This is a genomic window from Segetibacter sp. (genome assembly GCF_025963695.1).
GTDB lineage: Bacteria > Bacteroidota > Bacteroidia > Chitinophagales > Chitinophagaceae > Segetibacter.
Map to the genome: position 1 here is coordinate 29,899 of NZ_JAOQAH010000007.1, position 20,702 is coordinate 50,600.

Consider the following 20,702-nt stretch of genomic DNA (forward strand, 5'->3'; position numbering starts at 1 on the left):
TTTATTGTTTGATGGGATATTAGAAATCAAGGTTTAGTGACAACGTATACACTCTGGGTCTTGGATAAAAGTTATTATCAATGCCGCTATAAATTTCCGGGTCTGTTCCTTTATACTTTGTAATTACAAACACATTTTGGCAATTGGCATTTAGCCTCAGGTTGGCCTTGTTGTTTAGTACCCGTCCTACATTGTAGCTAACCCCTACATTGTCCATCCTTGCAAAAGCTGCGTTTTGAATGTAGTAGTCTGACCTGTATTGGTTATTATAGAAATTGGTATTCAGGATATCGGTAGTGGCATTGCCAAGATGCCCCGAAGGACTTAAAACATTTCTTTGCACACCAAGGTTAGCTGAGATATTATTATAAACGTAGTTGCCCAGGTTTGCACGTACAACTGTATTTACACCCCACTTGCCGTACGTGTAGCTTGTATTCAAACCAAACACATGGCCCGGTAACGATGTCCTATACCTATATTGGTCGTTAGGATTAATGATGCCATCGCCATTTAGATCCTCGTAAGAACCCTCAATGGGCCGGCCGCCTTTATCATATAATTGTTTGTAAACGAAGAATGAAAAAGGGTAATAGCCGACAGTGTGTATCTGTATATTCTGACCTGTAGCGCCCGAAATACTTCCAACCGGAATACCCACAAAATTACTGTCACTTGAACCTGTAAGTGTAAGCTCAGTGATCCTGGTGGTATTACGAGTGTAATTAAGACTGATGTCCCAGCTTGAACGGTTGTTTTTAACCGGGGAAGCGTTAATGCTGAATTCAAAGCCTTTGTTAGTAAGGCTACCAACATTGGTAGTTACGAGGTTTGTAAAGTTAGAACCAACAGGTATGTTAACCGGCCCTAAAAGATTAGTGGTATTTTTTGAATAATATTCAATACTACCTGTTATGCGATTGTTAGCAAAGCCGTAATCAATACCCACATTAGTTGCGGCCGTCTGCTCCCACCTTATATTGCTGATATAAGCAGCCGGTGTATACATGTTGTAAAAAGTATTTCCAAATTGGTATAGAGAAGCGCTTTCGCTTAGCGAATAAGTAGGCAGGTAAGAATAATTGTATGGAATTTCCTGGTTGCCTGTAACACCATAGCTTAACCTGAGTTTTAGATCGGATAAAGCTGTTGAATTTTTAAGGAATGCCTCATCCTTAACTCTCCATGTAAAACCGACGGAAGGAAAAACACCCCAGCGACTTTCAGGCGCAAAGCGTGATGAGCCATCTGTACGGAGAGATAATGCCAATATATATTTTGCATTAAGCGTATAAATTAAGCGGCCAAAATAGGAGATAAGTGTATTTCGTGGAATATCAAATCCGAAAACCGGAACAGATCCGGGAATAGTATCGCCCCTGGCGCTAAAGGACGGAAAAGCGAAGTTCTTAGTTTGATTGTCGTAATAACCATAACCCGCTGTTGCACTTACATTGCTTTTAAGAGCAGCGATAGTTTTAGTATAGGCAAAGTAAAACTCGGCTACTTTGTTATTGGTGCTTTGTTGGTACCTGTTATTTGTTCCGCCGGTTGCATAACTCTGCGCGGCCATCTCAGGAACAAATATGGTTCCCCTGCTACTTGCAATATCGTAACCCAGGTTAAGATTAGCATGCAAATCGGGCAAGAAATGAAACCGGTAATCGAAGGCAACATTACCAAAACTTCTGTCTACAGTACTCCTGTCAAACCGTTGCTCTAACAATGCCACTGGATTTCTTGGTGCATTTGGGTTTAGAACTACATTGCCTTGTGCGATGGTTGCCCATTCAAAATAACCGCCAAAAGGATTGTTTGCATGTACCGGCTGCGTTGGATCGAATGCTACTGCAGCACCTATAGCTCCCTGGTTTGCGAAACGGGTTTTTGCAACGGAACCTTTCAGATTTAAATCAATTCGTAAATGGTCTGTAAATAATCGCGGACTTACATTAATACTGCCTGAAAACCGTTGAAGGTTGTCAGTTTTCAATACCCCTTGCTGATTTAAATAACCGACAGATACTCTATACGGAATTCTATTTACTGAACCTGAAATGCCAAGGTTATTATCAGTTGTAAGTGCAGGCTGGTAAATTTCTTTTTGCCAGTCCGTATTAGCCGCTCCTAAAAGTGCCTTTTGTTGTGCGTTTCCTGATGTATCCACAAAACTCCGCAATTGTTGAGGGGTTAAAACATCGACATTTCGATATACTTGGGCAACAGAAAATCTTGTATTGAAACTAATGACGGGTTTACCGGCCCTGCCTTTTTTAGTGGTAATAATAACAACCCCGTTAGAAGCACGTGACCCGTAAATGGCAGTTGCCGAAGGGTCTTTTAGAATGTTAAACGATTCGATATCGTTTGGATTAATGAGGCTTAGGGGATTAGCAGCGCCAGATATGTTGTAGCCGCTGAGGGGCACTCCATCTACAATTATCAGCGGGTCATTACTGGCATTTAGTGACGCAAGGCCTCTTACACGAATGGTGCTACCTGCACCTGGGGCACCACTATTAGAGGTGATGGTAACACCGGCAACTTTACCTGCTATTAATTGCTCTGGGCTGGTAATTGCACCCTGTTGAAAATCCCTGGATGTTACAGTCGCTATTGAACCTGTGAGCTCGCGCCTTCTTTGCGTACCATAACCAATCACCACCACTTCACTCAGGTTGGCTGCCACAGAACGCAAAGTAACAGTAAGCGTAGTTTGATCGCCAAGGGTCACTTCCTGCTGTTGAAAGCCGACACCGGTAAAAATAAGAGCGGTAGCTGCAGTAGGTAGTGTGATAGAAAATGTGCCGTTCGTTCCGGTCGCCGTTACTGCTGACGCCCCTCTTGCTGAAACGGTTATTCCCGGCACTCCTGTTCCGGCGGTATCCGTTACCGTACCGTTAATTGTTCTTGTCTGCGCATACGTTAAAGTAGACAGGAACAAAGTAAAGGCAGTTAAAATAATTATTGTGGATAGATGTCTTAACCTCATGTCAATGTTTTGAATGAGGTAAAACAAATTAAGAACCAGTATTAAAAAAACATCATATTTGTTTAATTGTTTATTTATTCATGTTTGCCTCATCCCTCGCTACCTCAAGATTAAAGCAAAAGAGGTGTTGTTTGATACTTAACAGTATTTGTGGCAAGAGACAGATTCCCGTTGATTGCTGATAATTTTTATGTATTGTTAGGTTATGGAGACCGCTTTTTTAAGCGGCCTGTTTTATGTAAATACCTCAGCTAATTATATCGTTCGACCAGCTGTTGACGGGGTTTACACAAATATTTTATGGAGAACCGACACGAGTTGTACATCTATTTCTACAATGCATTTTAATTAAAATATATGTGTAAGAATTTTTACTGTAATTTATTCTCCTTCAATTTTTAATGGGTTGATTTAATGCGCTTTCTAAATTTGCCCGGTTTTTCAAAAGGTAATGGAAGCCAATTTGCGTATCTATATCAGGCGAAGAACAGTACAATTACTTCTTCACTAAGAAAGCACCAATAAGACTGAGTGCCACAAATAAGTGAATCCGAGAAATAGATAAAAATGAGAAAGTTAATTAAGTCAGCATATGCAATTATTGCAACAGGATTAGTAGGGTGTGGTGTGTCTGGCGAAATTCAGGCAGATTTTGTTTCTGCACAACTAATCAAAGTAGATACGGTGTACAGACATCCAGCCAGGGAAAAGCTCCTCACGTGGAGGTGTCAGAACAAGGTGACGTTTGTCTCCTATGTGCCGATGAGTCTAAATTATTCGGTAGGCACTCATTACAGTGTGCTGCTTACCAAATAAGAGCTGCTATTCCTGGATAGGAATGGTGAGTGTTTTGCAACATTAAGTCAGGCAGAAAAGTACTCTTGCCATGCAACTTCGGTTCTTTCCGTAATAACAACTAATATGGTTTGGTCTTTATTTGGCAATTAAGTCACCTTTTTGTCAGCAACTACACCCCTGTGCTACGAAACATTTCAAGACATAATACATAGGAATTTAAACGCCATTCCCTTATTCCGGACCAGGCTATAGCAATGGTACCGGCAGCGTTTTTTAGTTGAGGCCAGTCTCGATCGCAGTTTCTGGGGCAGGTTTAAATACCATGATGGATGTCACCAAAATAACTTCATACCTCCACCGCCATAAATACCAAAATTCTAAAGTTTGTTTTATTACGCGTAGCAAACTGGAATGACCGGGACATAAAAATATGAATTACTTTACGCCCCCCTTAGCTATCAGATAATAATTCAAATACAATAGATAATGAACGTTAGTAGTAAGGACAAACATTATAAAATTGCAATTATTGGCCAATCGTATCGACCATTAATCATTGTTTCGTACTTACTATCAATGATGCTGCTTGTTTTTTCATCGGAAATTAAAAGTCAGCGGTCGAACCGTTTTACTAAATATGTGAATACGTTTGTTGGTACCACCCCCCTAACGGACTCTGCCATTCTTGGTTATAACTTACCAAGGGGATGGAGGTCGTGGGCAGGACTTACTTTTCCGGGCAGTGCTTTACCAAATGCGATGGTACAATTAAGCCCCATGACAGAATACGGCTCCGGGGCGGGGTATGAATACGAGGATTCAGTTATTGTGGGATTTACCCATACAAACAAAGGGCATTGGAATCTTTGCAATATTCCTATCCTTCCGTTGTCAAATCCTGGTACTAAATTCGGTTCGCGGTTTTCTCATAAGAGAGAAAGTGCATCGCCAGGCTTTTACCAGGTATATCTCGACGATTATAACGTGAACGTAAGTTTGACGTCTACCTTAAGGTGCGGCTACCATAAGTATGAATTCAAGAAAAATACTACAAGGCAAATTCTATTTGATCTATCTAAAGCTAATAGCAGGGTATTAAACTGGAACATTCAACAAGTGGGCGACAGTGCGGTTCAGGGTTTTCAAAGTGGCGAGAATGTTTATTTTTATGCAAAGCTGAATACCAGAATTGAAAAATTAGATAAGAAAGATGAAGGCCAACGGACAGGATTTGCGATAGTGCAACTAGCCAATGGAAGCACGGGACCGGTTGAACTTAAAATAGGGCTGTCATTTGTAAGCGTGGAAAATGCGAAAGAAAACCTTCAGCAGGAGATAGGTAATGAATCATTTGCTACTATTCGCAACGAAGCAAACCAGAAATGGGAAAAGCTGTTGTCTTCGATACAGGTAAAAGGCGGAACTGACAAACAACGGGGAATGTTTTATTCCTGCTTTTACCGCTCATTCTTGTGGCCGGCACTAAGGAGCGATCTAAACGGAGAGTTTAGAGACGCAAAAAAAAATGTAGTGAAAGCGGACTTCAACTACTACACAGAGCCGTCACTATGGGATACTTACCGAAACAAAGATGTTCTTTTAGGCCTTGTTACACCAGATGTTACAGTGGATGTCATTAAATCAATGAAGGACGTAGGGGATAAAACAGGGTTTATTCCAACTTTCTTTCATGGTGATCATGGCTCTTCTTCGATTGCTGGCGCCTACTTAAGAGGAATTGATAATTTTGACATTAAAGGTGCTTACGAGATTTTGTTGCGAAACGCGAACGTAGGAGATGGCCCACGTCCTGCACGCCCTCATGTTGCTGAGTATATTCAAAAAGGCTACATATCTGATCCTGATATTCCCAATCCAAAAGTGGAAACCAAGGCTAAAGCAGGAGTGTCAAAAACGCTGGAATATTCCTATGACGATTATTCTGTTGCCCAAATAGCAAAGAAGTTAGGCGATACGGCTAACTACAGAATGTTAATGGCAAGGTCGAAAAATTATAAAAATATGTTTGACCCCTCTACCAGGTTTATGAGGGGAAGGTTGGAGAATGGAGAATGGATAAAGCCTTTTAACCCCGAATTTCCTTATTACGAATACATGTACAGGGAAGCAAATGCATGGCAGGTGTCCTTTTATGCGCCTCATGATATGCCGGGGCTAATTGAACTGTATGGCGGGCCGAAGGGATTTGAATCGAAATTAGATTCATTCTTTACCGTGCCTTGGAATCCGAAGTACATAGCCCGAAATGTAGAGACGATGATTGGTCAATACTGCCAGGGTAACCAGCCAGATCATGAAGCACCTTTTGCTTATACATTTATTGGTAAGCCGGAGAAAACTCAAAAGATACTGGATTACATCTTAAATAATTTATACGGCATACATGACGGGTTGACCTTGTCTGGAATGGATGATGCCGGAGAAATGTCGGCATGGTATGTATTCAGTGCGTTAGGATTGTATCCGTTTTCTGCTACTGATCCAACATACATCGTCACCGCTCCGCTTTTCGACGAAGTAAAGTGGAAAACAAGCAACGGTAAACTAGTGACTATATCAAAACCGGGAAAGGGCAGAGCATTAACATCTATATTGGTCGACGGAAAGAAAAATGAAGGTTACTTCGTGTCGCACGACTTGTTCAAAAACGGGGGCAGCATTCGCATCTTGACAAAATAGGAAGATAAAAATGGGTATTTTAAAAAGAGATGATATTTTTTAAAGAATCGAATGAAGTATGGAGAGTGTTGTTGTTAACGGAGCAAGACCGGTATAAGCGTTCGCAAATTCAAACTTTATAAACTACAATTAACTGTGCCGATGCTTACCATACCTTTCATAAACCCGTCTCTAATCTTTGCTTTCCTAGTAGTCGCAGGCGCTCCTTTAAATGCACAGGTTCTAACTGCCAAACCAATTACAATTACTATTAACCCAAATAATAAAGCACAAATCATTGAAAGCTTTGGGGCTTCAGGTTGCTGGTACTCGGAAGGTATTGGTAAGTATTGGCCGGACAAAAAAAGGGAGCATATCGCCGAATTATTGTTTAGTCGTGAAATGGATAAGGCGGGTAACCCTAAAGGGATAGGACTATCGGCCTTTCGGTTTAATATAGGCGGTGGCACCGCAGAACAAGGGCAAGCCAGCGGCATCTCAAATCCTGCTCGTCGTGTAGAATGTTTTTTGAATCCTGGCGGAACTTATGATTGGAGTAAACAGTCAGGCTATGTCTGGTTTCTTAAAAAAGCAAAGGAATATGGCGTAGAAGAGTTGATTGCATTTTCAAATACACCACCTGTTCATTTTACACAAAACGGATTAGGGTTCAAATTGAATAAAGACGGCTTGAGCAATTTGAAACCTGATAAGTATGTTGCATATGCGAATTTTCTCACCGACGTTGCTAGCTATTTTGATAAGGAAAAGCTTCACTTCAACTATATAAGTCCTGTTAATGAACCGCAGTGGGATTGGAGCGGCACGATAGGGTCGGCAAAGCAGGAAGGTTCATCCTGGACAAACCCAGAAATACATCGGTTGGTAAAATCTTTGGATAGCTTGTTACAGGCAAGAAAACTAAAGACAAAAATTTCAACTCCTGAAGCAGCCATGCTTACTTATTTATATAGTAACAATTCTGCCAACTCAAGACAAATACAAAATTTTTTCTCTGATACCAGCGCCTTGAATTTTAGAAATTTCAAGACTGTTCCGCGTATCGTTGCCGGCCATAGTTATTTCACTGATGTAACGGATTCTAATATAGTAAACGTCAGGAAAGCTGTTGCAGATACTGCAAAAAAATACAACGCTGCCTACTGGCAATCTGAATATTCTATGCTTGGAAACGGTTATAAAGAGGGCTCTAAAGACAGGCGTACTCAAATGGATTGCGCTTTATTTCTAGCCAAGATCATTCACAACGATCTTGCGGTTGCCAATGCTACAGCCTGGCATATGTGGAACGCTTATGAGCCCGGTAGCGCAGATTTTGATACCCGTTATTATCTCATTGCTTTGAAGCCTGACTCCGGCTTTTTTAATGGTGACTATACAGTAACAAAAAATCTATGGGCACTTGGCCATTACAGTTTGTTTATTCGCCCTGGTATGCAGCGATTGAACGTGAAGCGGAACGACCATTTAAACGATATCGAAGCAGCTCAAAAGACTATGATTTCGACTTATAAAGGTGATAACGGTAAAATGGTGATTGTAGCAATTAACTATGCAAGAGAACAACAGCCGTTATCCATCGATTTAAAAAATGTGCCGATAAGAATAATGAGAGGCTATGTTACAACAGCGTTGAACCAGGATAATATGAAAGTGTCTGAAATTAAAAATGTGAAGAGTGCGATGCTTCCCGCACGTTCAATAACAACTATTGTTGTTAATTGACCCTATGGAGGTTTAGCTGTTTTTTACCTCATCCTCGTTCCTTCTCCTGTAGGAGAAGGATGCCCCTCTGCTACAACTTTACCAGTTTGTGAAGCAGATGCATGTATGTGGAAGAATTATTATGCCCCCAATAAAATTTACCGCTCCTTCTCTTTAAGAAGAAGGAGATGGATGATGAGGTTGCCAGGCATTTCTTAAAAACCGTAACCAATTCCCATGCATTATATTTTCAATATCGTTCTCTGTATAACCCCGTTTGCTCAATAAGTCATTTAGCTTTTGCAGGTCTGCAATTGTTTCCACGTCATGCGGACATTGCTCCCTTCCGAAAGCACCGTCGAGATCAGAACCAATTCCTATGTGAAATGTGTTGCCGGCAATTTGGCAAATGTGATCGAGGTGATCGATAAGGGTGTTAAGTGTAACATTCATCTCACGAGGAGTTGATTTTCCTCTTCCCCAGTTTGGAACCATCATCCATGCATCTAATGCGCCACCGATAACAGCACCTCTTTCTATAAGTGCCTTTAGCTGTTCGTCGCTAAACTGCCTGTTGTGATGTACAAGTGCACGAGTAAGATTATGGCTTGCCCAAACAGGTCCATTGAAATGGTCAAGCGCCTGCCAAAAAGCATCGTCGCATAAATGGGTTGCATCCAGGATAATGTTCAAGCGTTCCATTTCTTTTAGCAGGGCAATTCCTTCAGGTCCCATTTTGCCTGTGGCATCAGTTCCGTTTGCATACCGTCCCGGTCCATAATGTGCCGGTCCAACTGCACGTAGCCCGTATTCCCACGCGCGTTCAAGGTGCTTAACTGTTATTAATGAATCTGCTCCTTCAAGGCTTAAAATATAACCGATAGGTTTTTTGTCTTGCGTTAATTCATCTTTCCACAAGGCCACATGGTCCTCAAGAGAAGCAAGATCTTTTATCGGAACCATTTCCCCCGCTTCTTCCATTGCCTTATACCATGCAACCTGCCCCTGTGTTTGTGCCCATGCCTGTTCGGGTGAATGCCATCCTGGTAAAGCATTTTCGGGTGCTACATATCGGGCTATTTGTGTGGCCACTACCAGCCCGATATTTCCTTTTCTCAGTTCCACCAGCGAAACTGTTGCTTTGGCTCTGTCGGGCTTATCTGTTAGGGTTGCCTCTCTGGCATTAATTTCGGCAACAGGCTTTGTCAGGTCACGGTTCCATTCCAAAGCATTCATGCTAAGATCAAGATGTGCATCTATTATAAACATTGGGAAAGGGTTATCTAAATGGTGATTTTTCTATCTCTTGCAATAATCTTCCATTCATCCTCAACCTCATTATTTTCTATAACGATCGCTCTTTCGTATAAAGCGCAGGTAGGGCAGATGTGATAAGGAAGTCCGTACAAAACATCCCCCGGTTTGTAGCTGTGCCCTTCTGGTGCCTTTGCCACGAGGTGTTCTTCGCTATGTCCTATAAATTGTAACTCGGGTGCATTTAGAAAATACACCCGTTTACCTAATTCGTTTTCTGATGCTATCGACTTATGCCCAAGATCGAGGCATAATGTATTTTTTCGGGGTAGAGAAATGATGCGCGAAATAACCAAAGCGGCGGTAACAAAAGGTTGTTCCGGGCAGGTGGCTTGATATCCCTTGTCCCAAAAAATAAAGGTACCGGGACTGCATTCAATATCTTTTCTTGCAGCATGGATTGGAAAAGTTGGAGAGCCACCAGCAATGATAATTGGTTCTGCAAGATTTTTTTCAGCTATTGCTTTTTTCATCTCTTCCACCTGTTGAAAGGCTTCATCAGCGTCTTTCGTCCTTTGTGCGTAGTTGTGCGACCTGAGATGCCCATCATATACATGTAATCCTTTCAGTTGTAAGCCGTCTAATGAGCTGCAAATTTCGTAAAGTTCAATTGCCTTTTCACCAGGTGTTATTCCTGTCCGGTTCATTCCCAGGTTTATATCAATGTAAACAGGTATGATTACCCCGTTGGAGGCAGCGGCTTCAGCAATATTTGTTGCAGAAACAATATTGTCTGCTATGCAGGAAAAAGAAGTTTCAGGATATTTTTTTATTAATGAAATAAAGCGTTGAAGCTTGGGGCCAAAAGGTTGGTAGGCTAATAAGACATCCGGTGCATGTACCATTGCGAGCATTTCTGCTTCAGCAATGGTTGCACACTTAAATTTGCCGATTCCTGCTTCCAGCATCATTAAGGAAACTTCTTTTGATTTATGTGTTTTTACGTGTGGCCTTAGTCTTTGCGGACCGTCTATCATAGACAGTAATACACGAATATTTTCTTTAACCCGTTCTTTATAAATTACCAGGGCGGGTGAATCTAATTTTTCAACGTTTTTTATTTCGTACCAATCTTTCATTATCCTTTTTTTTGCTATAAAAGATCCAAGGCGCAACGTTACTTTTTATGATCGCTGTCTCGGCTAAAATTTTTCATTCTTGATAACTACACCAATTCAAAGATCGCTTCAATCTCAACAGGAATATTGTCTGGCAAAGAGCCCATTCCTACTGCGCTTCTTACACCAACCCCATTTTCTTCACCCCAGATTTCTTTAAATAATAAACTACATCCGTTTATGATATAAGGATGTTTTTCAAAATCCAAAGTACAATTAACCATACCTAAAACTTTGATGACACGTTTTACCTTGTCAAGATCTCCAAGGTTTGCTTTTATAGTTGCAAGAATGGTTAGCCCTACCTGCCGGGCCGCCTGGTGACCTTTTTCTATATCCATTGTTTCACCAATCCGTCCAATAATCAAGGTTCCGTCATTTTGCACCGGTCCGTGCCCCGAGACATACAGATACTTACCATCGATAAGAATTGGTTTGTAAACGCCGAGTGGTTTTGGGGCAGGCGGCAGGGTTAAACCGGTTTTAGCAAATTGTTCTTCAGCAGAAATTGGATACATTTTAATTGATTTAAATGATGTTTTACAAAAGTGAAAAGAAAGTCAATACAGTATGGTTAACATTGCGATATTTCTTTTAAGGGACAAATATTAATTTACGGGATGTAGGTGCAAAGCTAAATGTATACAGTGTGCTTGAAGGTAGTGTAAGACCGCAAGGAAATAGGCTTAGGATAACAGTAAGGCTAACTGACGTGAAAGATGGGTGCCAATTATGGTAATTGCCGTCTTAACTACATATCATATGTCCGGCTCTGCCGGGAGCGATCAAACAAATTTTTTGTTATTAATATTCCATAAGATGGAGTTCCTATATTTGCCCCGTGAAAAAAACAGGCATTTTCATAATTTTCTTAATATTATTAGTAAATAATATTTCCTTGGGCCAGGTGTACAAATTACCTGTTTTAATCAACCATTTTATTGAACACCAGCAGAGAGATGGAAAAGTTACTTTTTTAGATTTTATGTCAATGCATTACTGGGGTAAAGACATTGACGACAATGACCAGGACAAGGATATGCAGCTTCCTTATAAGAATTTCAGCAATAACACTGTTCAAATACCATTTTGTCCTCTATCAAAAATAATTACCTTAAAAACCGTCTGCTACTCTTATGAAAGAGTTTTTGAGGTTAGAAAGGAAAATCTATTCTCTAATACTATTCTTTCGTGTTTATTGAGGCCTCCTATCGGGTAATCTTCTTTCGGCGCCTTACTTAGCCATGCCATGTATTGTACCTATTAATAAAGCTATCTTATTGCTTATGTGACTGCTTAATCCGGTGTAAAAGCAATTATTCAAGGTTTTTATTTTGCTTAATTAACGTTAACAGAGTACAAGAGTGCGACGCAAGGAAGGCGATTAGTAGCGGGCACGCCGGCTCCCCAAAAACAACTTACTTATTTACTATTGAAGTATAATCCAACGATTATTTGTCGATGAAGCTATACGTTTCTGCACACTATTAAACTTACACACCTGCGCTTTTCGGTGTACTAATCATTCTTTATGCTCGATAAAATAATCGGCTTTTCCGTTAGGAATAAGTTGGTAGTAGGATTATTTATAGTGGTACTTATTGGCTGGGGAAGTTACGAGGTAACTAAACTGCCGATAGATGCCCTTCCTGATATTACCGACAATCAATTGCAGGTCATTACAGTTTCACCTTCTTTAGGGGCACCGGATATAGAACGGTTGATTACTTTTCCTATAGAACAATCTTGCAGCAATATTCCCGGACTTAAGCAAATACGCAGCTTTTCCCGCTTTGGGTTGTCGCTGGTAACCATCGTTTTCGATGACAACACCGAGCTATACTGGGCACGCCAGCAGGTAAGTGAGCGACTGCAACAGGTGCAGCAAAGTATTCCCGCTGGCATTGGCTCGCCTCAACTGGCTCCCGTAACCACTGGTCTCGGTGAAATTTACCAATACATTGTTAGACCAAAAGCTGGTTACGAACACAAATATGATGTAACCGAACTGCGGACGATACAAGACTGGATTGTAAGAAGACAGTTGTTGGGGACGCCGGGCGTTGCGGAAGTAAGCAGTTTTGGAGGAAAGCTTAAGCAATATGAGATAGCTGTTAGCCCCGGACAGCTAAAAGCGAATGACATAACAATTGCCAATGTTTTTGATGCACTTGAAAAGAACAACGAGAATACTGGTGGCGCTTACATTGAAAAAGGTCCGACGGTATTATATATCCGTAGTGAAGGATTAACCACTAACCTGAATGACATTGAAAATATTGTTGTGAAAACACTCGGCAACGGAATGCCGGTTTTAATACGGGATGTAGCAACTGTAAAATATGGAGCAGCGATACGATATGGAGCAATGACCTACAACGATAAAGGTGAGGTTGCGGGAGCTGTAGTAATGATGCTGAAAGGAGAGAACTCGTCGGCAGTAGTGAAAAGAGTAAAGGAGAAGATGGTTGAAATACAAAAATCTTTACCTGAAGGTGTGGTGGTGGAAGCCTTTCTTGACCGTACCAAGATGGTAAACAACGCTATTAAAACAGTAGAAACAAACCTGGTGGAAGGTGCGCTGATCGTAATTTTCGTGCTGGTGTTCTTTCTCGGCAACTTACGGGCGGGACTGATTGTTTCCTCGGTCATTCCATTATCTATGCTGTTTGCCATTATACTGATGAATAAGTTTGGTGTTGGTGGCAACCTGATGAGCCTTGGTGCAATAGACTTTGGATTGATCGTAGATGGATCGGTGATAGTAGTAGAAGCGATTCTTCACCGCTTTTCTCATTCGAAGCACTTTAGGGGCATGGGCAAAATTGATAGCCGGATGATGGACCTGGAAGTGCATAAGTCAACCAACCTGATGATTAAGTCGGCTGTTTTCAGCCAGATTATTATACTTATTGTGTACCTGCCTATTCTATCGTTGCAGGGTATTGAAGGCAAGATGTTTAAGCCAATGGCCTTTACAGTTGCCTTTGCCATATTAGGTGCTTTCCTTCTCTCTGTTACCTACGTGCCTATGATGAGCGCTCTTTGCCTGAGTAAAAATCTGAGCCATAAGCCAACGATAACCGACCGGATGATGGCATGGTTAGAGCGACGATACCAGCCGCTGCTGAAGCGTGGATTGTTTTTTCCCAAGACAATTATTGCTACCACTCTTGTGCTGTTTGCCGCCGCAATTTTTATTCTGGCACAAATGGGGGGTGAGTTTATACCAGAACTGGAGGAAGGTGATTTTGCAGTAGAAACAAGACTGCTTACGGGTAGCAATTTGAATACGACTATTGATGCTACGCAGAAAGGTTCAAAAATTTTATTAGACAAGTTTCCGGAAGTAGAAAAAGTGGTTACAAAAATTGGTAGCGCGGAAATACCTACAGACCCGATGCCATTTGAAGCAGGTGATATGATGGTAATACTAAAAGATAAAAAAGAATGGACATCGGCCGCGTCGTTCGATGAGCTTTCAGAAAAAATGACGAAGGAATTGTCGGTTATTCCGGGAATAACGGTTGGCTTCCAGTTCCCGGTGCAAATGCGTTTTAATGAATTAATGACCGGAGCGCGGCAGGATATTGTTTGCAAAATCTTTGGTGAGGACCTCGACACTTTATCTTATTATGCCCATGAACTAAATAACATCATAAAAACAGTTGATGGGGCTATCAATATTTATGAAGAAACGGTAACCGGGATGCCGCAGGTGGTGATTAAGTATAATCGTGAAGCAATGGCGAAATTTGGTTTGAATGTAAGTGATATCAACCGGGTTGTAAATACTGCTTTTGCCGGGCAGAGCGCAGGTGAAGTATATGAAGGAGAGAAGCGTTTTGACCTGGTAGTGCGGCTGGAGGGTGAGGCACGAAAAAGCATTGCTGACGTAGAAAACCTGATGGTCGATACAAAGAATGGACTACAAATTCCTTTACAACAGGTAGCGTTGATTGAAGAAATAGAAGGGGTTAACCAAATACAAAGAGAAAATACACGTCGCAGAATAATCGTTGGCTTTAATGTTAGTGGCAAGGATGTGCAGACTGTGGTTACGGAATTACAACAAAAAGTAATTCAACAAATGAAACTGCCACCAGGATACAATGTTGTATATGGCGGTTCTTTTGAAAACATGACGGCAGCAAAAGAAAGGTTATCTATTGTGGTACCGATTGCGTTGGTGTTAATCTTTCTCTTACTCTACTTTGCCTTTAACTCTGTAAAGCAGGGATTGCTTATTTATACTGCTATCCCGCTTTCTGCCATTGGCGGCATCTTCGCCTTGTGGGCAAGGGATATGCCTTTCAGCATCTCAGCAGGTGTTGGCTTTATTGCTTTGTTTGGTGTGGCAGTACTAAATGGAATTCTATTAGTGAACGAATTCAACCGGTTAAAAAAAGAAGGCTGGACGGATGTAAAACGGATCGTAATACATGCCACGAAGTCAAAGTTAAGGGCAGTACTGATGACAGCGTTAGTGCCTTCACTTGGTTTTATACCAATGGCTGTAAGTACAGGAGCAGGTGGTGAAGTGCAAAAACCTTTGGCTACCGTGGTGATAGGCGGCCTCATTATCTCTACACTGCTGACCCTTTTCTTGTTGCCGCTATTGTATATCGTGTTCGAAAAAGGTTTTGGCTATTTAAAAGTGCAGATAAAACCAGCTATGGCTTTTTTTATCTTGTTGCTGGCACCGGCTGCTTCATTTGCCCGGCAGAAAATGACATTAAACGAAGCCATTGAAACAGCGTTGAAAAATAATTTGAACATACAGGCTTCCAAATTAGAAGAAGCGTACTATGAAGCATTGAAGCCGTCGGGTTTAGATATAGAAAAAACGAACGTTGGTTTTGAATTTGGCAAGATCAATAGTTTCGCCAATGACAGCAGGTTATCGCTATCACAAAAGCTACAGTTCCCGACTGTATATAAGAACCAGCGGCAGATTAATGAAACCAACCTGCGTATCAGCCGGTTTACTACCCGTAGCCGCCAGGTTGAGTTAAAAGCGCAAGTAAAGCACGTATTTTATGATCTTTTAATAATAGAGCAGAAAAGGTCGCTGCTGTTCACAGCTGATAGCATTTACAACAACTTCCTTAAAAAGACCGAACAGCGTTTTAGAGCCGGCGATATCGACATTTTGGAGAAATCCACTGCTGAAAACCAGCGTGTGCAAATTGCCAACCAGTTCAGCCAGTTGCAAACAGACCACATTATTTTATTAAACCGGTTTAAACGCTTGCTAAATACGGATGTTGCTGTTGTTCCCTATGCAGACACCGCTCTGTATCATCTGCAGGTATTGCCCGACACCGGGCGGGTAGAACAATCTGCGGCCGTAGCAATACAAAAGCAGGAGGTTCAATTAAGCCAGGAGCAGCATCAGCTTGAAAAAAGCAAACTTTTACCTTCTTTCAATTTTGCCTTCAATAATACCAGCATTATTGGCTGGCAAAAGATCAGTAATGCGGAAGAAAAGTTTTTCAGCTCTAATCAGCGTTTTTCCTCTGTTGGAGCAGGTATTGAAGTGCCGTTGTTTTCACGCGCACAACGTGCAAGAATTAAAGCTTCAAATGTATTGGTAACACAAAGGGAACGTGAGCTTGAAGCAGTTCGAAAGGAATTGAATTTAGAACTGGAGAATGCGATACAGGTCTATCTGAGAAATACGCAGTTGCTACATACTTATCAAGCCACAATGCTTCCTAATGCCGCCAACATTATTAAAACGGCTGGAAACAGGTTAGCCGATGGTGAAGCCGGATACCTGGACTGGGTAATATTAATTAACCAGGCACTCCAGATCCGAAGTGAATATTTTAATGTAATGCAACAGCTAAATGAAGCTGCTTTCTTAATTGAAAAAATAAGCGGAACCAATTAAACTCAAACTAAACTAAAATGACCAGAAATATTATTGCTTTAACGGCACTGTGCACATTGTTTTTTGCTTGTAAAGAAGGTAAGATAGAACACGCAGCAACAGCAACCGTAAAAGTTGAAACGACTACAGTAGATTGGGTAGAATTAACACCTGATCAAATAAAAAATGCAGGCATAGTAACGGGTAAACCTGAAACAAGAGAAATACATAGCACTCTGAAAGTAAACGGGGTAATTGATGTGCCGCCCCAGAATATAATATCGGTAAGCGCACCATTGGGGGGCTATTTAAAAAATATGAATTTACTTGCAGGCATGCCCGTAAGAAAGGGATCGTTGCTTGGGCGCCTCGAAGACCAGCAATACATACAAATACAGCAAGACTATCTTGTTAGCAAAAGCAAACTCGAATTTTTAGAGGCCGATTACAATCGCCAGAAAGGTTTAAATGAAACTCAGTCTGTGAGTAACAAGGTGCTGCAGCAGGTAAAAAACGATTACGAAAGTCAGCGTGTTTTACAAAGAGCATTGCAGGAAAAATTGAAATTGATTGGCATAAACCCTATGACGTTAAGATATAATAACATTTCACGTCATGTAAATATTTATTCTCCCATTAATGGCTATGTAAACAAGGTGAATGTAAATATTGGTAAGTATGTAAGCCCTACTGATGTGTTGTTCGAGCTGATTAATCCGGCCGATATTCATTTAAGTCTTACCGTATTCGAAAAAGATGTTGCTAATCTTTCATATGGCCAAAGAGTAGTGTGCTATGCCAATAATAATTCTCAAAAGAAGCACCTGGCAAAAGTGGAGCTTATTAATCGAAATATTAATGATGAAAGGGCAAGCGAAGTGCATTGCGAATTTGAACGTTATGATAAAAGCCTGCTTCCCGGTATGTTTATGAATGCAGAAATAGAGTTGACGAATATACAAGCCACCGCTGTACCCGACGAAGCAGTGGTACGATGGCAAAACAAGTTTTACGTATTTGTAGAAGAAGCTAAAAATAAGTTCTCGATGTTTGCCGTTGAGCCCGCTACCGTAGATAATGGATATACCACTACAAAAACAGATATCTCCGGCAAAAGCATTGTGGTTAAAAATGCCTATGCCTTATTGATGAAAATTAAAAACAGCGGGGAAGAATAGGCCCACCTGTAAAACAGGATTAGTAGGTATAAAGCTTATCTGCTAATCTTATGTCTGTAATGTTTACAAGACATGTTAGCGAGTTAAAGCCGTAACGGTGAGCAAATCATAGTTTGATAGAAAGGGGGAAAGAAGGGTAGGAGAGACGCCTTTATTATCTTTAATAAGTACAATGGTTACAACGTGGTATTTGATAAGATAATTAATAAAAAAGGCCTCAAAGCAGCCCTTCTTCTCCAAATGAATAATATCCCTTAGTGGTTACAATTACATGATCTAACAAACTAATGTCAGGTAGTTGTCGGGCTTGTTTTATCTTACGTAACCTGTTCATCTTGTCTGCCTGGTTTTAGCTTCTCTGAGGAGTGGTGGTGACTATTATGTAAAACTTTCGAAAATAACTAATGATGACTGCGCAATAGTTAGCTGTTAAAGCAGAAGCAAATATTACCTCTTGTATGGGCAACAGTTGCTGAAATGCGGCCAGTAGAAACATCACAAATATGCAATACTTTATTCGCTTTATTTAAAAACAACCCTTTAAACTGTTCAACAAATCGGAGCTTCTTTTTATCCCACGTTTTCATTAGGATCTCGTACGCTTCTCTGGCAAAAGTAATTTGACGACGGGTCGGCGCTTTCACTTTTGATTTGTAAATTAAAGCTATTTCACCTACTTTATATAGGGCTGATACATTCATAATGCTTTCCATAACTCTTGATTTAAAGATTCAAAAATTAATTATGGAGCACTCGTGGCTTTGGGCAACAAAGCAAAAAAGAAAACGGAATAAATGATGGCTTAAGCAGGGTAGGTGCTGCGTTTATGCCGTAGTCTTTCTTTGCGCTACAGAAGCCCCGGGCCTAACTTTGTTTGAATGGAGGATGATTAATTCTTCAACCGTTTATGTACGCTCTTATATTAATACTATTAGTTAATGCATACTTATTACCAAGCTGAAAAAGAGTGCGTAATTTCTTTATAGAACAAAACCTTTACTTTTGCCCCGATGAGACCACTACTTACATCTTCTGCTGTTACTCCACCTTGAGTATTAAACCATCTTCAGCCAGTAAGTTTCATTGATGTAATTGTTGCTATTAACAATTCTCCTTTTATATATTTTCTTATTATTTAAAGCAGGTTTAGATGAAGGCTATTTTTAATTTATTTGATTTTTCGCAGAAGGTTAATTATAAAACAGAAGTTTTGGCTGGTTTAACGGTGGCAATGGCACTTATACCTGAGGCTGTTGCATTTGCTTTAATTGCAGGTTTATCTCCACTAACAGGATTGTATGCTGCATTTATGATGGGTTTTATTACATCCATTTTTGGTGGTCGTCCTGGCATGATTTCCGGTGCTACCGGTGCGGTTGCAGTTGTTATAGTTGCTTTAGCAAAGACACATGGTGTTGAGTATATTTTTGCGACAGTAATACTTGCAGGTGTAATACAAATGCTGGCAGGTGTTTTAAGGCTGGGTAAGTTTATCAGGCTGGTTCCTCACCCGGTAATGTTTGGTTTTGTAAATGGACTTGCTGTAATCATCTTTATGTCTCAATTGGTTCAGTTTAAAGCCCCTGATGCTACCGGCGCATTACATTGGATGACCGGTAACCAACTTTATTTAATGCTTGGCTTAGTTGCGCTAACTATTCTTATAATTTGGGGGTTGCCAAAACTCACAAAAGCTGTTCCGTCTTCATTAGCAGCTATTCTTGTTGTTTCGGCTATTGTTATCGGTTTTAATGTTGATACAAAAACTGTGGGTGATATTGCTTCTATCAAAGGTGGATTTCCTCCTTTTCATATTCCTTCAGTGCCTTTCACTTTTGAGACCCTTTTTATCATATTTCCTTATGCCGGCATAGTAGCTGGTGTAGGACTTATAGAAAGCCTTCTTACACTTAACCTGCTAGATGAGATAACTGAAACAAGAGGAAATGGTAATCGTGAATGTATAGCACAAGGAAGTGCAAACTTTCTTAGTGGCTTGTTCTCCGGAATGGGTGGCTGTGCAATGATTGGACAGAGTCTAATTAATGTATCATCTGGTGCAAGGGCAAGATTATCGGGTATTGTTGCCTCGGTTATGTTTCTCGTATTTATCATGTTTGGTAGTAGTCTTATTGAGAAAGTGCCAATGGCTGCCTTAACGGGAGTTATGATAATGGTTGCTATTGGAACGTTTGAATGGGCAAGTTTTAAAATGATTGGCAGAATGCCAAGACATGATGTGTTTGTGGGAATACTGGTAGCGGGTGTTACTATTTTGCTTCATAACCTTGCTTTAGCCGTATTGATTGGTGTTGTCATTTCTGCCTTAGTCTTTGCCTGGGAAAATGCAAAACGCATCAGGGCAAAAAGATATGTTGACGAAGCAGGCATTAAGCATTATGAAATTTATGGACCCTTGTTTTTTGGTTCTGTGACTGCCTTTAATGAAAAGTTTGATGTTCCTAACGACCCTGGTGAAATCATAGTTGATTTTAAAGAAAGCAAAGTTGTTGATATGTCGGCTATCGAAGCTGTAAACAGGTTGACAGAACGCTATAAGAAAGCAGGTAAGAAATTACACCTTCGACATTTAAGTGAGGACTGTAAGAAGCTGCTTAAAAATGCTGAAGATGTTATTGAGGTAAATATTATTGAAGACCCTCACTACAAAGTGGCAACTGATAAGATTAGCATGGGTTAGCAATTTAGTCTATACCTAATCCTTTTTTACAATTTCAATACCATCAATCAATACCATCAATACTATAATCGTTTTTACACGTTTATAGTATAAATGCAACGTGCCCTAAAGGGCGGCTCGTTGCATGCCTTTGTTTTCAGTTGCAAAAAATAGCAGCAGAATGCCGTTTGTGCAGTTATCAGTTCTTATATACTTACGAAGGCAGTAAGATGCATATAAAGAATTACATCCATCAAATAATTGGTTGCTAAACAACCTGCTTCTTTTACCAAGGCTTGTATTATTTGCTACTTCGTTAGCTGTATTATTAAGCTTAAAGTTG

At 40.6% G+C, this 20,702-nt stretch carries 14 protein-coding genes; 7 read left to right on the top strand and 7 right to left on the bottom strand.

What is annotated here, in order from left to right:
* Positions 1-19: 19 nt before the first annotated feature.
* Positions 20-2,992, bottom strand: a complete 2,973-nt coding sequence (locus JWR87_RS00440) for a SusC/RagA family TonB-linked outer membrane protein (RefSeq protein WP_297814512.1) — start codon at positions 2,990-2,992, stop codon at positions 20-22.
* Positions 2,993-3,559: 567 nt separating this feature from the next.
* On the opposite strand from JWR87_RS00440, the gene JWR87_RS00445 reads away from it, so the two are divergent.
* The 3 genes from JWR87_RS00445 to JWR87_RS00455 all read left to right on the top strand — a co-directional run bounded on the left by JWR87_RS00445 (position 3,560) and on the right by JWR87_RS00455 (position 8,215).
* Complete coding sequence (locus tag JWR87_RS00445) at positions 3,560-3,808, top strand: hypothetical protein (RefSeq protein ID WP_297814514.1); 249 nt, start codon at positions 3,560-3,562, stop codon at positions 3,806-3,808.
* Between the two features lie 468 nt (positions 3,809-4,276).
* Positions 4,277-6,490, top strand: coding sequence for a GH92 family glycosyl hydrolase (locus JWR87_RS00450; RefSeq protein WP_297814516.1), 2,214 nt, complete (start codon positions 4,277-4,279; stop codon positions 6,488-6,490).
* Between the two features lie 141 nt (positions 6,491-6,631).
* Positions 6,632-8,215 (top strand): glycoside hydrolase, encoded by a 1,584-nt coding sequence (locus tag JWR87_RS00455; protein WP_297814517.1) that lies wholly within the window; start codon positions 6,632-6,634, stop codon positions 8,213-8,215.
* Between the two features lie 153 nt (positions 8,216-8,368).
* Here the strand turns inward: JWR87_RS00455 and JWR87_RS00460 are convergent, their stop codons facing one another.
* From JWR87_RS00460 to JWR87_RS00470, 3 genes are all read right to left on the bottom strand, one after another.
* The gene (locus JWR87_RS00460; protein WP_297814519.1) at positions 8,369-9,463 is read right to left on the bottom strand and encodes a membrane dipeptidase; all 1,095 of its coding nucleotides are present in this window, start codon (positions 9,461-9,463) and stop codon (positions 8,369-8,371) included.
* Between the two features lie 14 nt (positions 9,464-9,477).
* A complete protein-coding gene (locus JWR87_RS00465) occupies positions 9,478-10,587 on the bottom strand; it encodes a D-TA family PLP-dependent enzyme (protein WP_297814521.1) in 1,110 nt (369 codons plus the stop codon).
* Between the two features lie 86 nt (positions 10,588-10,673).
* Positions 10,674-11,144 carry a RidA family protein gene (locus JWR87_RS00470; protein WP_297814522.1) on the bottom strand — a complete coding sequence of 157 codons (471 nt, stop codon included), beginning with the start codon at positions 11,142-11,144 and terminating at the stop codon, positions 10,674-10,676.
* Between the two features lie 323 nt (positions 11,145-11,467).
* Here JWR87_RS00470 and JWR87_RS00475 point away from each other — a divergent pair, with 323 nt between their 5' ends.
* The 3 genes from JWR87_RS00475 (at position 11,468) to JWR87_RS00485 (ending at position 17,679) form a co-directional block, all read left to right on the top strand.
* Positions 11,468-11,845: a hypothetical protein gene (locus JWR87_RS00475; RefSeq protein WP_297814523.1), complete on the top strand. Its 378-nt coding sequence runs from the start codon at positions 11,468-11,470 to the stop codon at positions 11,843-11,845.
* 312 nt (positions 11,846-12,157) lie between these two features.
* The gene (locus JWR87_RS00480) at positions 12,158-16,522 is read left to right on the top strand and encodes a CusA/CzcA family heavy metal efflux RND transporter (RefSeq protein ID WP_297814525.1); all 4,365 of its coding nucleotides are present in this window, start codon (positions 12,158-12,160) and stop codon (positions 16,520-16,522) included.
* A 17-nt stretch (positions 16,523-16,539) separates the two neighbouring features.
* Entirely contained in the window at positions 16,540-17,679 is a 1,140-nt protein-coding gene (locus JWR87_RS00485) for an efflux RND transporter periplasmic adaptor subunit (protein ID WP_297814526.1), read from the top strand.
* A gap of 217 nt (positions 17,680-17,896) precedes the next feature.
* Here JWR87_RS00485 and JWR87_RS00490 read toward each other — a convergent pair whose 3' ends face one another.
* Together JWR87_RS00490 and JWR87_RS00495 are read right to left on the bottom strand one after the other, a co-directional pair.
* The gene (locus tag JWR87_RS00490; protein WP_297814528.1) at positions 17,897-18,013 is read right to left on the bottom strand and encodes a JAB domain-containing protein; all 117 of its coding nucleotides are present in this window, start codon (positions 18,011-18,013) and stop codon (positions 17,897-17,899) included.
* A gap of 88 nt (positions 18,014-18,101) precedes the next feature.
* Positions 18,102-18,392 carry a JAB domain-containing protein gene (locus JWR87_RS00495; protein WP_297814530.1) on the bottom strand — a complete coding sequence of 97 codons (291 nt, stop codon included), beginning with the start codon at positions 18,390-18,392 and terminating at the stop codon, positions 18,102-18,104.
* Between the two features lie 437 nt (positions 18,393-18,829).
* Between JWR87_RS00495 and JWR87_RS00500 the strand changes: the two genes are divergently transcribed.
* Positions 18,830-20,380, top strand: a complete 1,551-nt coding sequence (locus tag JWR87_RS00500; protein WP_297814532.1) for a SulP family inorganic anion transporter — start codon at positions 18,830-18,832, stop codon at positions 20,378-20,380.
* Positions 20,381-20,485: 105 nt separating this feature from the next.
* On the opposite strand, the gene JWR87_RS00505 is transcribed toward JWR87_RS00500, so the two are convergent.
* A partial coding sequence (locus JWR87_RS00505; RefSeq protein WP_297814534.1) for a hypothetical protein occupies positions 20,486-20,702 on the bottom strand: 217 nt, incomplete at its 5' end.